This window comes from bacterium, assembly GCA_040754625.1.
Lineage (GTDB): Bacteria > JACRDZ01 > JAQUKH01 > JAQUKH01 > JAQUKH01 > JAQUKH01.
The window spans coordinates 1-14525 of sequence record JBFMCF010000113.1; the positions used below are offsets into that span (position 1 = coordinate 1).

Annotated in this window: 12 protein-coding genes; all 12 read right to left on the reverse strand. The window is 43.9% G+C overall.

Annotated features, from left to right (window positions below):
- Positions 1-204: 204 nt before the first annotated feature.
- The 12 genes from AB1498_10885 to AB1498_10940 all read right to left on the reverse strand — a co-directional run bounded on the left by AB1498_10885 (position 205) and on the right by AB1498_10940 (position 14519).
- Positions 205-1050, reverse strand: coding sequence for a dihydropteroate synthase (locus AB1498_10885; GenBank protein MEW6088794.1), 846 nt, complete (start codon positions 1048-1050; stop codon positions 205-207).
- A gap of 126 nt (positions 1051-1176) precedes the next feature.
- Positions 1177-2943 carry a formate--tetrahydrofolate ligase gene (locus tag AB1498_10890; protein MEW6088795.1) on the reverse strand — a complete coding sequence of 589 codons (1767 nt, stop codon included), beginning with the start codon at positions 2941-2943 and terminating at the stop codon, positions 1177-1179.
- A gap of 72 nt (positions 2944-3015) precedes the next feature.
- The gene (gene cooS, locus AB1498_10895; GenBank protein MEW6088796.1) at positions 3016-4908 is read right to left on the reverse strand and encodes an anaerobic carbon-monoxide dehydrogenase catalytic subunit; all 1893 of its coding nucleotides are present in this window, start codon (positions 4906-4908) and stop codon (positions 3016-3018) included.
- Positions 4909-4983: 75 nt separating this feature from the next.
- Positions 4984-7170 (reverse strand): acetyl-CoA decarbonylase/synthase complex subunit alpha/beta, encoded by a 2187-nt coding sequence (acsB, locus tag AB1498_10900; GenBank protein ID MEW6088797.1) that lies wholly within the window; start codon positions 7168-7170, stop codon positions 4984-4986.
- 64 nt (positions 7171-7234) lie between these two features.
- Positions 7235-8578, reverse strand: coding sequence for an acetyl-CoA decarbonylase/synthase complex subunit gamma (acsC, locus tag AB1498_10905; GenBank protein MEW6088798.1), 1344 nt, complete (start codon positions 8576-8578; stop codon positions 7235-7237).
- Between the two features lie 101 nt (positions 8579-8679).
- A complete protein-coding gene (locus AB1498_10910) occupies positions 8680-9597 on the reverse strand; it encodes an acetyl-CoA decarbonylase/synthase complex subunit delta (protein ID MEW6088799.1) in 918 nt (305 codons plus the stop codon).
- A gap of 16 nt (positions 9598-9613) precedes the next feature.
- Positions 9614-10372, reverse strand: a complete 759-nt coding sequence (locus AB1498_10915) for an AAA family ATPase (GenBank protein MEW6088800.1) — start codon at positions 10370-10372, stop codon at positions 9614-9616.
- Between the two features lie 71 nt (positions 10373-10443).
- A complete protein-coding gene (locus tag AB1498_10920; protein MEW6088801.1) occupies positions 10444-11313 on the reverse strand; it encodes a methylenetetrahydrofolate reductase in 870 nt (289 codons plus the stop codon).
- 68 nt (positions 11314-11381) lie between these two features.
- Positions 11382-12044, reverse strand: coding sequence for a methylenetetrahydrofolate reductase C-terminal domain-containing protein (locus AB1498_10925; protein MEW6088802.1), 663 nt, complete (start codon positions 12042-12044; stop codon positions 11382-11384).
- Between the two features lie 37 nt (positions 12045-12081).
- On the reverse strand, positions 12082-12939 hold the full coding sequence (gene folD, locus AB1498_10930) for a bifunctional methylenetetrahydrofolate dehydrogenase/methenyltetrahydrofolate cyclohydrolase FolD (protein ID MEW6088803.1): 858 nt from the start codon (positions 12937-12939) through the stop codon (positions 12082-12084).
- Positions 12940-13028: 89 nt separating this feature from the next.
- Entirely contained in the window at positions 13029-13811 is a 783-nt protein-coding gene (locus tag AB1498_10935; GenBank protein ID MEW6088804.1) for an AAA family ATPase, read from the reverse strand.
- A gap of 198 nt (positions 13812-14009) precedes the next feature.
- The gene (locus AB1498_10940) at positions 14010-14519 is read right to left on the reverse strand and encodes a TlpA disulfide reductase family protein (GenBank protein MEW6088805.1); all 510 of its coding nucleotides are present in this window, start codon (positions 14517-14519) and stop codon (positions 14010-14012) included.
- Positions 14520-14525 lie beyond the last annotated feature (6 nt).

Here is a 14525-nt window from a genome sequence, read left to right on the forward strand (position 1 = left end):
ACCGGAGGAATTTTAGTCCGAGAGAACTGTTATGACAAGAGGAATGTGAAAGGTTTGTTGTTGTGGCAGGTAAACCGGTGGATTAACTGTCTGTTTTGGCTACCGCGAAGCGGTTTCAGTTCAACATGAAATCATGTTATTGTCAAATTAAAAAGGCGTACCGGATAAACGGCACGCCTTACTAAAACAAATTTTGGTAATAAATTACAATTCCAGGAACGAATCCGCGAACATGATCTCGCCTTTGAACATACGGATGGCTTTATCGACGTGGCTGGCGGGAAAAACTTTTCTTATGTCTTCGCCTTTGACTACTGCCATGAATTTTTCATCATTGACATCAACAATGGCTCCGCTTAAGCCGGCTTCTCTAAGCAATGTCCAATAGACCGATGTTAAAAGCGGTTTCATGGAAGCAGGGGTCATGTTGACGACGTTGCTTAAGCCGACCAGGGAATGCATCGGCGGTTCATTCATTGTCTGGAACATCTGGACGGACTCGATTACAAACCTTGCCTGGTCCTGGTTTCCTTTTACGGTCATCGCAAGAGGATCGAGATAAATATTTTCCATCGGGACGCCAAGTTCGGCGGCTTTGGTCATAATATCGACAGCGATGGAGGCCCTTGTCGCGGCGTCGGGAGGTAAGCCGACGCCAGCCAGTGTCAAACCGATTATATTGCAGTTGTATTTCGCGGCAAGCGGCATGAATGTGTTTAATCTCTTTGTTTCGCCGGAGCATGAGTTTATCAGGGCCTTGCCATAGGCATCATTATAATGCTGTAATCCCATTTCCATTGCCTTTGGATTTGTCGTGTCAAGAGAAAGAGGGACTTTAGCCACAGCATGAACGATCTCGCATAACCATGGCAGTCTTTCCGGATCATCTTCAACAGGGCCGATATTCATGTCAAGCATGTTCGCGCCGCATTGGACTTGTTTTACCGCCATTTCCTGTAGCGGGCCTTTGTCGCGGTCTTCCATGGCCTTTCGCAGTACCTTTGTTACTACATTGATTCTTTCACCGATCAATAACGGATTTGGATACACTTAAAGCCTCCTTTAGAATTACATAATTTCTGAAAAAATTGCAATATACTATAAAAGTGTCACAAGTGTCAATGTGTCATATACTGTAAACCCTTGACACTCTGATACATGATACTTTGATACTTTTTAAAACAATCCCTTGACTTTGCCGGTTTCCACATCCACATCCACTCTGCGGTAAGCTGGATCGGAAGATGTCCCGGGCATAAGTTTAATGGCCCCCGCGATCGGCACGACAAAACCCGCGCCCTTGTATATCATTATGTCCCTGATATGGAGTCTCCAGCCTTTCGGAGCGCCTTTAATGTTCGGGTTATCGGAAAGTGAAAGGTGCGTTTTAACCATACACGTTCCAAGTTTCGCGATTTCCGGGTCCGCTTCCATACTTTTAGCTTTTGTCAAAGCTTCAGGCGAATAATCAACCCCATCGGCGCCGTAAACTTCTTTCGCGATCAAATCAATTCTGTTTCTCAACGGAGTATCAAGCTCATAGAGGAATTTAAATTTATTGGGTTCGTTGCACGCTTCTATGACGGCATCAGCCAGCTCCAGCGCCCCGTCGCCGCCTTTTTCCCAGTGTTTGGAGAGCGCGACACGCGCCCCGGCAGCTTCGGCTATCCTGCGGATTGTTTTAATTTCAGCGTCTGTATCAGTATGAAAAGCGTTGATACAAACAACAGGATTGATGCCCGCCTTTTTAACAACTTTAATTAAATGTACCAGATTGCTTGACGCGCCGGCTTCCACCCAGCCGACGTTTTCTTTTTTATATTCTTCAGGCAATGGGCGTCCCGGCACCGGGAGAGGGCCTCCGCCATGGCACTTTAAGGCTCTGACGGTGGCAACGACAACCGCCGCGTTAGGATGATTACCTGAAAAGCGGCATTTAAGGTTCCAGAATTTTTCAAATCCGATATCTGCCCCGAATCCCGATTCCGTTACATGGTAATCGCCAAGTTTTAACGCTATTCGGTCCGCGACTATTGAAGACTGGCCGATCGCAATGTTCGCGAACGGACCCGCGTGGACAAATACAGGCTGGCCTTCAACAGTCTGCATCAGATTCGGGTTAATCGCTTCAACCATCCAGGCGGTCATCGCGCCGTCCACCTCGAGGTCCGCGGTAGTAACAGGCTTTCCGGATTTACTGTAGGCAACAACTATTTTACCCATTCTTTCGCACATATCTTTCAGGTCTGTAGCAACTGCTAAAATCGCCATAATTTCCGAGGAAACGGCAATGGCAAATCCTGATTGCATCATAAAACCATCCATTTTCCCGCCGATACCGATTACAATATCGCGAAGCGCCTGGGCACAGAAATCCATGATCCATTTCATCTGGACGCTCCTCGGATCAATATCCAGGCGTTTAAGTTTGCTTTTTGCCAGCTGGGCATCATCATAATTAAATTCATGCTGCATTCTTGATGTCAGCGCCACCATTGCCAGATTGTGGGCGTTCATGATGGCGTTGATGTCCCCGGTCAAACCCAGGGAAAACGGGGTCAGCGGGATACATTGTGAAAGCCCGCCGCCCGCGGCAGACCCTTTAATATTCATTGTCGGTCCGCCTGACGGCTGTCTGATCGCGCCCACAACGTTTTTATTTCTTTTACCCAAACCCTGGATCAAGCCGATTGTGGTGGTTGATTTCCCCTCACCAAGCGGAGTAGGGGTGATAGCGGTTACGTCAATAAATTTCGCGTCCGGTTTATTTCCCAGCCGGTTTAAAACTTTTTTGTAGTCTATTTTGGCGACATAATGCCCGTGAGGAAGTAATTCCTCTTTTTTAAGGCCCATCTTCTCTGCCAGCTCATAGACGGTCTTCATACTTTTTTCTGAATCTTCAGCTATTTCCCAATCCGCGTGTTTTTTAGGGTCCAATGCCATAAAATTTACCTCCTCTTTTAAAAGCCGTTTAAACGGTTCAAACGGTTTAAACCGTTTAAACCGTTCTTAAATTTATATTCCCAGTTTTTTTCTTTTTGCCGCGATATGATTTAATATTAATTCGGCGGCTTTATACGGGTCCGGTTCGACCGCGAACCTTCCGCCGGTTACCTTTTCAATGTCCTCGTACATCAGTTTTCTTAATTTTGGGGCTCCTGTTACAGCGTGTGAAAGACCAAGCACCACGAGCGCTCCCTGGGCCACGAAATAATTACCAATCGTCATGGCCTTTTCGGACATCCATTCAAGGGCGGCCCCGGCGATAGGGAGTTCATCGTAATCCGTTCCAAGTCCGTGTTTAATCATCTCGGTGCAGGCCACAAGTATCCTGCTGTTGTCGACGCATGAACCCGCGTGAAGGACAGGGGGGCATCCGATTGCCTCGCAAACTTCGCGAAGTCCTTTACCAGCGAGTTCCATTGCCTCAGGTACCATAAGCCCGGCTTTAGCGGATGCTATTGCAGCACAGCCTGTATTTACAACGAATACATTATTTTTTATCAATTCTTTTGTTAGAGTAACGTTCGCGTAATCCTGCTGGATTTTACAGTTACTGCACCCGACAATCCCGACAACACCGAAAATCCTGCCGTTTTTAATGTTTTCCACGAGAGGGTTGTAAGAGGCCCTGTAAACGCCTCCCTGCATATAACTCAATGTTTCCGAGCTGAAACCCGCGATGATATCCATTGATTCGGACGGTATGTTTACTTTTGCCTTGTCCCTGTTTTTATAATTATCGATTGCTGTTTTTAATATCTCTTTCGCTATATCATATGCTCTTTTTTCATCAAATTCGATGTGAATCGCGTTTGGCATTTTTGCCTTCGGGGATGTAGTTATGATTTTTGTGTGAAAACAGCCCGCAACGTTAGGCAGTGAAGGGAAAAGGCACTGGACATCGACAACCATCGCCTCAACCGCGCCTGTAATTATCGCAAGTTCCTGCTGTAAAAAGTTTCCCGCTATCGGAACGCCTTCGCGCATAAGCACCTCGTTCGCGGTACAGCATATCCCGGCGATAACCACGCCTTTAGCGCCGGCCTTTTTGCATAATTCCAGGATTTCCTTGTCTTGGGAAGCCTCGACAATCTGCATCGAGAGCAGGGGCTCATGGCCGTGTATTATGACATTGACCTGGTCCTCGGCCAATACGCCGAGATTGACCTTGCTTCTTAACGGTTTAGGGGTGCCAAACATCACATCGGTCAATTCAGTGGCTATCATCGCACCGATCCACCCGTCGGCAATACCGACTTTCAGGCTGTCCATGAAAGTGTCATAATAATCCGAACCCATCCCCATATTTGTCCTGTGCATTGCCTGGACAATCTCTGAATTCACGCATTTGGGCACAATCCCTAATTTTTCCCATAATTTAAGCCTTTTTTCAGGCATTCTTTTCAGGAACCTCGGAGAACCGTGCGGGTTGGTAAATTCATCGAGGGCGATCTTCGCGACTTCTTCAGCTATTTTATTGATTTCTTTGTTTTCAATTTCAATGCCGTATTCTTTGGCCAGGGAAAGCAGTTTTTTGGTGTCTTTTATTTTGTAATTTTTGGCTTCTCCTGTCGCCGCCATCAGAAGAGTATGGGCTATTTCATAACCATGGTCTGAATGCGCCGCGCACCCGGCCGCCACGGAACGGGCCAGATTACGGCTCGCGATAGTGTCCGCGTCCGCTCCGCAGATACCACGGCTTGATTCATCTTTCACATTTATCCTGCAGGGCCCGAGCATACATGTTCTGCAGCAGATGCCCTGGACGCCGTATGAACACTGGACTTTTATGGCTTCGAACCTGTCCCACGCCGTTTGTATTTTAGCCTCGCAGGCTTTTTCCATCATCTTTTCGGAGGCCTTATCGATTGTCCGGGACTTTACATTTTTTATTTCCTGAGTCATATGCTCTCCTTGTTTTAAAATTTATTCAAACAGTTCAAACGGATTAAACCGTTCAAACGGTTTGAACTGTTTTTATTAAATCATCGGCTCCATTGTTAACGCCGGGTGGTTCACCCTCTGCAGAAATTCACAAACGGCACTGCTTTCGGTCCCGACAGTTTCATCCGCTATTTTATCAAGAAGGTCAGGTACACCCGCCTCAGCGGCGCGTTTCTGAATACCTTCCTTTAATTGTTCTTTTAATTCCTTGGGCATCCATACGATCCGTTTGATTCCGCCATCCGCGAGAAGGAATTTTTTACTTGTAAGGTATAATCTCCCGACACCGAGAAAACCCGGGGTCTGGTTTCCCCCGCCGACTGAACCGGCAAGCGTGGAAAATTTCATCCCGCACGGTGTCATATCGGTGAATCCCCGGTTTACTATCATTACGCCGTTTGCCTCGGGGAGAAGGGCGATAATACATTCAAAGCAACCGCATGATGTCATTGGATTGTCCATCATGGAGTATGCGTTAAACACGCTTATTGCCTGGTTTGATTTGTTATATACAAATTCATTGACACCTTCCCATTGTCCCTTGACGGAATCGATAATTCGTCCTTTTTTGATTGGCTGGTTCGGCCCCGTAGCGTCGATTTCATAGGCGGCTTTCCCGTCAAGCCAGTTATAAGCGCCGCAAAGCCCAAGACGCTCGGGTGTGATTACACACACATGATTTGGCGCGTAAGACTGGCATAAAGTGCAGGAGTAATAGATGTCGACAGTTTCATCGGTCAGCCCCGCGACTCTTTCATCTCTTTCCTTATAGCTTTTTTGCGCTTCAACTAAAAGCTTTTTTGCTTTTGCTTCATCGGTGATAAGCATTACTTCAACCTTGTCCACTATCGCCGGGAATTCGGAATGCATTCTCGCGTGAAGAATTTTACCCAGATGTTCCAGCCTGAATCCCGACTGGTATGCCTCTTTGCTTATCCTGATCCAGTTCATATCGCGCTGGCCCATATGAAATACGCCGTGGGCCTCGCTTAAAAAATGGTGGATTTTTCTCTCTAATATTGATTCAAAGTCTTTCTGCATTTTTCGCCCGGCCACTTCAACAAGGATTCCCATCGGGTATAATCCTTCTTTTTCGTCTATTTTTGGGCCGTCAATGATTATTTTGCCGTCAGAAACATCATCCATGTTTTTCATGCGTAAATATTCGAATGACATGGTTTTATTGGCGCCAATGTCAAGATATGTATCTTCTTTCCTTACACGCTCGCCTTCGAAAGCCGGGCCGTAAGGGACCGGGATATCTATTTTTTCAATCTCGATTTTTAACCCCCTGACTTCGATTGATTTGTCCACAATCTTGTCTATGTCGGGTTCCCAAACGACTTCCTCATACCTGCATACCCCGTTAGGCTTGATTTCAGGGACCTTGCTGTGCGATATCGCGGGGAAGCCCATACTGATCGCACCGGCGCCCGTGGTCCATTTTATATCATCCAATTCTCCAAGGACAAGGGCAAAGGCGTGGACCCTGTCAAGAGTGTATTTAAGAATGTCTTTGTAATTTCCTTTTTTGATTCCCCCGAACATCATTGCCGACCTTATTGCCCAGTTAAGAGCGTAAATTACAGAGATTGTGTCTTTCCCGAGCGGGACAATGTAAGTTTCCCAGCCCAGGTCGATATTTTCCTGGCGCAGTTGTTTGGTTACACTGTTGCCGTTGGTTTCCCCTGCAAGAAATATAAGGATTTTTCTTTCCTGCAGCTGCCGGATGACTTTTACGGCTTCCTTGCTGTCTTTCGCGGCGCCAAGCACTGCCGCGAAACCGGGCATCCGGCCGTCAACCAGCTGAATGCCGAGGTCTCTCAATATTGTGTCGGTAATGAACCCGTTATACGTAAAACCGTCCGCTTCTTTGGCCGGTTCTTCACCGTAAATGTAGCGGACAGCCTCAATAATTTCTTCCGCGAAAAGCGTGGCAATGCCGGCGTCAAGCGCTTCGCCGAGATAAGGCAGCCAGGACTTATCATCGGGTTCCGCGGAAAGCATGGATTTAGCGTGGTTAAGCGAGATTTCCATGTCGCCCAAAGTTTTTAATTCTTTCCCTGTAATGGCGTAATAAAAAGGAAGATAAAAAGCGGTATCTGGAAATTCAAATTTTAAATCTTTTCCTTTTTCAGAGATTGCTTTTTTAAGCGAAGTTTCCGCGTGATTCACTACCTGGTGCGAGCCGCGAATGACTGCCGTTGCGATAAATTTGGACATAGTTCCTCCATAGTAAAAAACAGTTTGAACCGTTTAAACAGTTTAAACCGTTTAAACGATTAAGTTATTTCCATTCATTCTTTAAAAAGACTGGAATGGCATTTGCCTCTCTCGGCCCGACAATAATCTTCCAGTCGGGCAATTTTTCCTGCAATGAACCGCTTAAAACGGACACGTAACCGGGAAGTATCAGCTTTTTATGGCTTACCAGTTCACCCGCTTTAAGGCTGGTAATCAACGCGGCAATAGTTCCGGCTGAGAATTTACCGGCCGCCCAGGCTGTCATGACTGATAAACCCTCGGAATCCTGGACGGCGAGCCAGGCGGAAACCTTGCTGTTTTCAATTTCCCCGGCCACGAGAAAATAAGTCAGTGAAAAATTTGTTGTAACCATCAGAGGCGAATTTTTATCAGGTTCGCCGATTTTATATATTTTTGGTTCAACTTTCATAGGTTTTTGCGGGTCGGTATAAATATTTTGCCTTAAGGCGAACAAAGGCAGTACCTTCCATATTTCAGGAGAAGATAACGCGATAATCGAGCCGTATTTTGCGATAGAAATACTCGCGAGCATCGTTTCGAGCATGTTATCGCCGGTTTTATGGAAGAAGGATATTATGGGATAACCCAGCGGCCTGAAAGATTTTCTTATCGCGGACCTTCTTATAATTGTGTTTTTTTCGATTATATCTTTTGCCTTCGCGGTTTGTGGGTCTAAAATAATGTCCTTGATACCCAGAGCGCTTATTTTTTCTGATAAGGCTGTCAGTTTTTCCAGGTCAGGCGCAGAAACAACCAGCGGACAGTTATTTTCTTTCGCGAGCTTTGCCATATTTTCATAGTTTGATTCATTCGCGGCAGATAAAAGGGGCCTTTTCCCTGAAACAACGGGCAATGCGGATTTCATGGCATCTGCGTTATCGGATTTTAAAATTAAAGGAAGACTGGTCAATCCCGCAATTTTCTTTACCGCATTACTGAATACCTGTATGTCTCCGGATTCGTTTTCGATGGTTATTAAATCGACTTTCAGGTGTTGTCCGACTCTTTCTACCGCCGCGTTTTTTGTTTCTTCTATTTTTCGCGCTATTTCGTTGTCGGTGGATTTATCGGATATAACGACCGCGAAACCCGGTGTGTGATAAAATGTTTTTTCATGCCGAAACATGACAGTTTCCTCGCCGACGGACACCGCGTTTTCGCCGGTGCCGATTGTGACAAGTCTGATCGGCGGGGCGGACGCCTCGCTTAATTTCGCTTTTGCCTCGGACGAAACATCGGGGCAACTGTCCAGTGATGCCTGTTTTACCGCGAGTTTCATCGCGAAAGCGAGACATGTCGGGAATTTGCATTTTCCGCAGTTTGTTTTAGGCAGGTATTTGAAAATTTCTATTCCTGATAAAGCCATATGTTCCTCCGTTTATTGTAAATAATTGTAGGGGCGTGATTTATCACGCCCTGTTTGGGCATTGTGCCATTTTTGGGCGCAATGAATTGCACCCCTACATTTCATATCATTTGTTCCACAGTTTTTCTTACCAGATTCATTGCCTCCGGGTGCCTCATAATTAAAAAATTCCCGCCGGCAGACAAAAAAGTTATTCCTGTAACTGCTTCCCAGAGTATACCCCGTTTTTCCGTATCACCCCATTCGGAAATATCAGCTTTTGCTTCCTTCGCCTTCCATGATTCAGGCCCGATATCGTTTACAATGGGCATTTGCATCATACCGTCATTTTGCTGCAAAGCCGCCAGCTTGCACCTTTCAATTACTGAAAATGTATATTCAAGCCCATATCCCAGCGCGCTTGACATAGTATCCATTATTATTTTTTCTTTTGGAAACCCTGATTGCGTGAGAAGGATATTCAATTGTTTCGCGAGGTTGATATCAAGGTCTGATAACGCGATTAAATAATGGTTAAAAGCCTGTGCGGCGGCGGCAAATGTTTTAAAATTTTTTTCCTGCGCCTTGCCGATAATAGACGGCTTTCCGCAGGCGGCGGCACACGGATTTATTAATTCAGTGTCCTTGTCCACGTGATTGGAACCGAGCAATATTAAAGGGACGGATATACTTGATGAAACTTTGGCGACAACATTCGCCGCGTCTTTCGCTGATTTATTTTCTCTGTCAGGGTGCGTCCCGGCCAGCCTTAAACATACAGCGTCCGCCTTCAATTCCTTTTCGCAGAATCCGGCCCATGCCACAGGGTCTGCCATTACTTTGCCGTAAATTTTAGTTAAAGCTTCCGGCCAGTCCTGTGGGACCACGTCCTGTATTTCAAGGGCCACTATGGGTTTTTTGGCGGGCACGCCCTCGAATGAAAGAAAGGGCAGGGTGTTTTCGCCGCCGATATCTATTCCCCCGAATTTAACTTCATTGATTTTCCCTGAATATGTTTCTTTTGGCAATGTGAATGGCATTTTTTCCTCCATGTATTTATATATTTACAAATTTATCCAATATTTTCTTTAAAGCCTCATAGGATTTTGAATCCCGGGGCAAATCAATCAGCGGTTTTCCCTCGATATCAAAATTCCTGACATTTTCATCCTCAGGAATTGTACCCGCAAGCTTAAGGTCATTCTTTTCTATCTCTGAGGCAATGGAAGCGTCTATTTTTTCCGGGCTTCTATTTAAAACAAGATAATTCCTGTCTATTTGCAGATTCAGCTCTCTCACTAACTGTTTAATTTTGCCCGCGGCTTTAATACCCCTGACATTATAATCAGAAACCAGTAAAAGCAAATCCACCTTTTGGGTGGTCCTGCGGCTGAAGTGTTCCATTCCGGCTTCCGTGTCTATTATGACAAATCTATATTTAGATGACAGTTTATCTATAAATTTCCTTATCAGGTTGTTAGTGTAGCAATAACAACCCGGGCCTTCGGGCCTTCCCATGGCCAGAAGGTCAAAACCGGAAGCTTCAACAAGCGTCTTGGTTATTTCATATTCAATAAAATCGGGTTTACTCATCCCCGCGGGAATGTTTTTTTCTCTTTCAAGAGATTTTTCACGGATGTCCGCCACATTCGCGTTTATGCTGACCCCTAAGCATTCGTTAAGATTTGAATTTGGGTCAGCGTCAACCGCGAGAATGGGAGACAGGTTTTTTTCCTTCAAAAACCTTATACAAAGAGAGGAGAGGGTGGTTTTCCCTGTCCCTCCTTTACCTGAAAGAGCGATAGTAAATGACATATTTAGTTTATAAAGTTTTTAAAGTTGTAAAGTTTCTACTTTATAACTTTTAACTTTATAACATCTTCTAATTAAATTCCCGCTTTTTCCAAAATCAGCGGCACCTTATCCTCCATGCCGATTGCCATAACATGGACACCATCGCAGATTGAGCGGAATTCATTAATCTGCCTGGCAGCTATTTGGATGCCTGTTTCCAATGGTTTTTCCGATTTCTCCAATTCGTTGATAAGCTCATCCGGCACCCTGATACCGGGCACAAATTTATTCAAAAACCTTGCCATCTTGGCGCTTTTAAGAAGGAGTATCCCGCCGATTATTTTTACGGGGAAATGGCGGGCTGTTTCCATGAATTCTTCCATTTTTTTTGTGTCATATACTGCCTGTGTCTGGAAAAATTGCGCGCCAGCTTTAACTTTTTTCTCAAATTTTAAAATCTGAGGTTCAATAGGGTCTGCCTCAGGCGTAACTGTGGCACCCATTGTAAACTCTGTTTTTCCTTTAAGCAGGTTTCCATTCATGTCCATGCCCCTGTTTAGCGTGGAAATGACCTGCAATAACTGGACTGATTCAATGTCAAAAACGGGCTTCGCCTGTTTATGGTCGCCAGCCTGCGTATGGTCGCCGGTCAGCGCAAGGACATTCCTGATACCAAGGACATGGGCTGATAAAAGGTCGGACTGGATTGCCAGCCGGTTCCTGTCCCTGCACGTTAACTGGTATATCGGGTCCAAACCATGTTCCAAAATCAGTTTTGAAGCGCCGAGCGAACCCAGGCGCATTACTGAACTCTGGTTATCGGTAACATTGACCGCGTCAACTTTTTCCTTCAAAAGGGAGGTGGAGTGAAGCATTTCCTGAACATCCGTCCCTTTTGGAGGGCCGGCCTCGGCGGTGATTATAAACTTGTCAGTTTCAAGAGCATTTTTTAAAGTGTTCATGATAATATTTTTTTGTAGGGGCGTGATTTATCACGCCCTGATTGGGCGCAATAAATTGCGCCCCTACGTTATTTCTTTCTTTCCAATATAAGCCTGTCAGGTTTTATATGTTTACTATAATTTTTAGCGGGCTGTATATTTTTAAATTTTTCAAGATGATTGAATTTTTTAAGCCTTTCATAAATCAGTACCCACGCGCAGTCAACAGGCCGCTCTTCAGTTGAGATCTCGCACTTTCCCTTGTTCATTCCCCCGCACGGTCCGTTTAACAGTCCTTTCGCGCAATTTGTTATAGGGCATATGCCGTCGGTGAATGAAATCACGCATTCCCCGCACATTGAACAATGTTCGTGGAAATGCCCGTGCCTTTCGATGTTTCCCAAAAACAGGGTGTTGCTTGCGGGCCGGACCGGTTTTTCGATTATTTCGGAAACCGATTGCGCGCATGCCCCGCACGCGGTTATCAGGATGGCGTCGGATTTATCAATCGCCTCCTTATGCACCTTTAAATCTTTTTTTGTAAGGAGAACATGGCAGGGCGCGTTGATTACGGCGAAACCTGTCACATTTTTGCCAGATGTTTTAAGTTTTTCAATTAGTTCTTTAGTCGCTGTTTCCCCGCCTGTCTGGCATTCATCGGCGCAGACCGAACAGCCGACAAGAAAAATATTATTTTCTCCCTCGAGGGATTTAACTATTTCTTCTATGGGTTTTTGTTTTGTTACTATCATAAATATTCCCGTAACCAGTAATTACCTGATTTTTATTCTATTTTATCAATCCGTTTGCCATTTTCACGGACTTAACCGTGTTATGCATCAGCATTGTTATTGTCATCGGGCCGACGCCGCCCGGGACAGGCGTAATCATTGACGTTAAATCCTTTACATTATCAAAGTCAACGTCGCCGCAAAGTGTCCCGTCAGGTAAACGGTTTACACCGACATCAATTACAACAGCGCCTTTTTTTACAAAATCCTTTGTTACAAACTTTGGTTTTCCGATAGCCGCGATTAAAATATCCGCGCGGCGGCTTACCGCCGGCAAATCCTTGGTTTTTGAATGGCAGATTGTTACTGTAGCGTTTTCCTGCATTAAAAGCATGGCGACGGGCTTCCCGACAATATTGCTCCTGCCGATGACAACTGCCTCTTTACCTTCCATGTTAACCTTTGAATATTCAAGCAGTTTTATGACCCCGTATGGCGTGCAGGCCACAAATGTAGGTGTTCCCGCGACCAGTTTCCCGACATTATAAGGATGAAACCCATCAACGTCTTTTTCAGGAACTATACTTTCTAAAACTATATTTGTGTCAATCTGCTTCGGAAGAGGGAGCTGTACCAGGATACCATTTATTTTAGGGTCATTATTTAACTTTTTAATTAATTTAATAAGAGTTTCCTGTGATATGTTTTCCTCAAGTTTATGTTCTTCAGAATATATCCCAAGGCTGTTGGAGGCCTTTTGTTTCATGCTGACATAAACCTTGGAAGCAGGGTTAGCGCCCACAAGAACAACCGCGAGACCCGGGATAATTCCTTTTTGTTTAAGTTGTTCAATATCTTTTTTTAGTTCAGATTGTATATCACCGCTTATTTTTTTCCCGTCGATAAGTTCAGGCATTTATATTCTCCTATGTTAGTTTATAAAGTTATAATGTTCTAAAGTAGTAAAGTTAAATCCATACGTTACAAATTTTATAACTTTCAACTTTATAACTTATTCAATTGCTTTTTTAAGTGTTCAATAACACTTTTGACTTCTTCCGCTGTTTTGCTGTTTTTATCAAACTGGTAATTTCCAGTCTGGTCCTGCTTAAGTATATCAGTGCTGAAAGAAATAAGACCAAGCACCGGCAAATTTATTTCTTTCTGAATAGATTCTATTTCATTATGATTTCTAACACGGTTTATTACAACAAAAATGTTTTTAATTGTAAGTTCCCTGGCCAAACGTTCAATCGTTAATGCCGTTTGCAGGCTTTTCCGGCCCGTGTCAATGACTATTATCAGGGCATCCACTGATTCAGCTGTCCCGCGGCTGAGATGTTCAATGCCCGCCTCCATATCTATTAAAATAATTTCTTCCCTGTTTACCAGGATATGTTTCAAAAGTGTTTTTAAAAGCGCGTTTTCAGGGCAGAAACAACCGCCGCCGCCTGATTTTAATCCTCCCAACATAAGAAATTTAATATCCGCATTGATATTTTTACTATATTTTTCAGGAATATCATCCACTTTTGGATTCATTTTAAAAAAGGGATTATTTATTCCCGGTTTAGTTCCTGTTCTTTCAGCAATGAGTTCTTTCATTTCAGAAAGAGGCACTATATCTTTTGTTTCTTTTAAACTTAATCCCAGTGACAGGCCTAAGTTTGAATCAGGGTCAGCGTCAAGCGCAAGGACCTTATTTCCGGCAGACGAGAAAGTAAATGCTAACAGGCTGGTTAATGTTGTTTTTCCGACTCCGCCTTTTCCAGAAACAGCGATTTTCAACCGCCTACCCGCCTTTCAACTCAACATTCATTATCCTAAACAAAAACAGGATATTTTTTACTTTTTTAAATTATTAATTTACAGTTATAGATAGTATATTTTAAATTAAATTTTATTTCTATAAAAATATTTCTCTTTAAAAGGTTATTTTTTCAGGTTGGATGGCAAAAAATAATTGTTAATGGCAAGAGGGCGGTATTATTTAATATCGAGATATTTTTTAATTTCATCTTCAATCTTTGTATTATATCCAATTATTTTATTTTTAATTTGGCCTTCAATATCCAAAATAAAAGTTACGGGTATGGATTTTATACCGCCATAAGCGGAGATTAAATTATCATTCGCCATAATTATTTTTATCGCCGGTTGATTTTCTTTAACATATTTTTTGACTTCATTGATGTCCTGGTCAACGCTAAAAGCAATAATTGATAACCCGTTATCTTTATATTTTTGGAAAAATTTTTCCATCTCAGCCAGTTCTTTGCGGCAGGAAGGGCACCATGTCGCCCAGAAATTCAAGACCGTGACCTTTCCATTAATAAGTTTTTTTAATTCAATATCTTTTCCCTCAAGGTCTTTGACGATTATATCAGGGACATATTTTTTAGCAGGGGAGGAAGATTCAGTGCTGATTTTATTTGTCGAAAATTGAATAACAGCATATACGGTTATTACTGCTATTAGTAATAATATTTTCTTCATTTTACC